This is a genomic window from Streptomyces glaucescens (assembly GCF_002154375.1).
Taxonomy (GTDB): Bacteria; Actinomycetota; Actinomycetes; order Streptomycetales; family Streptomycetaceae; genus Streptomyces; species Streptomyces glaucescens.
Genome location: NZ_MUND01000397.1, coordinates 1 through 1,399 on the forward strand (window position 1 = coordinate 1; position 1,399 = coordinate 1,399).

Below are 1,399 nucleotides of genomic sequence, written 5' to 3' on the forward strand. Positions count from 1 at the left end.
TGGGCGGAGCTGCGGAAGCGCTGGGCGGAGCTGCGGAAGCGCTGGGCGGAGCTGCGGAAGCGCTGGGCGGAGCTGCGGAAGCGCTCGTTCGGGCAAGGGAGTTGTCCACAACGCGGTGGTAGTCCACCGGTCGCGGTGGGCGGCGGCGAGAGGCCTCATCGTGGGGTCGAAACCGATCGCTCGCCGAAGGTGGTGGCCCCGTGTCCCTCGCTCCCTCGCCCGCTCCCCTGTCTCCCCGCCCGCCCGGCACCGACGTCCCCGCCACGTGCGAGGTGCCCCAGTTCGCTCCGATCCGGGTGCGCGGCGGGCGTCATCGGCTGCGGCGGCTCGTACGGCACCGGCAGCGGGCGATGGCCGCCGGGCTCGCCGTCACGGCCGCCGCGCTCCTCGCGGCCGGCTCGGGCGCTCCCGCGGAGCCGCCGCCCGGCGACCGGGCCCGCGGGCACCCCGTGGCGGACCGGCCGCCCGGACGGCCCGCCGCGGCGCGGGTGACCGCGCCGGTGAGGATCGCGGACGCGGCCACGGTACGGCTGCTGCGGCCCGGCGACCGGGTCGACGTGATCGCCGCGGAGGAGGCGGCGACCGGCGGCGAGGCTCATGTGGTCGCACGTGGGGCGCGGGTGACCGAGGTGCCCGAACCGCTGGACGGCACCTCGGGCCACACGGTGGACGGGGGCGCGCTGGTCGTGCTGTCGGTGCCCCGGGCCACCGCCGCGCGCCTGGTCGGCGCGAGTGCGACGGCTCGGCTGGCGGTGACGCTGTGCTGAACCGGAGTGGTGGGCGCCTGTTGCCCGACGCGCTGTCGAGTCGCCCGTCGGAGGGAGGGAAGTGGACAGGGCGGCCGCACCCTGACGTAAGTTGCGGAGCGTTTCGTTCCACACCGTGCGCGTGCGAGGAGAGTCCCCCAGGTGAGCGAGAAGAAGGATCCGAGTGTCCTGCAGGGCTTCAAAGCCTTCCTGATGCGCGGGAACGTCGTCGACCTGGCGGTGGCGGTGGTCATCGGCGCCGCCTTCACCAACGTCGTCAACTCGGTGGTGAAGGGGATCATCAATCCGCTGGTCGGAGCGATCGGCACCAAGAATCTCGACAGCTACAGCTCGTGCCTCAAGGCCCCGTGCGAGGTCTCGGCGGACGGCACCGTGCGCAGCGGTGTGCCGATCATGTGGGGCTCGGTCCTCGGCGCGACGCTCAGCTTCCTGATCACCGCGGCGGTCGTCTACTTCCTGATGGTCCTGCCGATGGCGAAGTACCTGGCGCGCCAGCAGGCCCGCAGGGAGGCGAGGGAGGGCACCAAGGAGGTCGTCGAGGTGACGGAGCTGGAGGTGCTCAAGGAGATCCGCGACGCGCTGGTCGCGCAGCGGGGACCGAGCCGCACCGAGTCCTAGGCCGTGTCCGCAAA

2 protein-coding genes are annotated in these 1,399 nt (G+C 73.3%); both read left to right on the forward strand.

Features of this window, described 5'->3' with window-relative positions:
* The first annotated feature begins 200 nt into the window (after positions 1-200).
* The gene (locus CCN42_RS24770) at positions 201-767 is read left to right on the forward strand and encodes an RcpC/CpaB family pilus assembly protein (protein WP_086738936.1); all 567 of its coding nucleotides are present in this window, start codon (positions 201-203) and stop codon (positions 765-767) included.
* A gap of 141 nt (positions 768-908) precedes the next feature.
* Positions 909-1,385 carry a large conductance mechanosensitive channel protein MscL gene (gene mscL, locus CCN42_RS24775; RefSeq protein WP_086738938.1) on the forward strand — a complete coding sequence of 159 codons (477 nt, stop codon included), beginning with the start codon at positions 909-911 and terminating at the stop codon, positions 1,383-1,385.
* Positions 1,386-1,399: the final 14 nt, after the last annotated feature.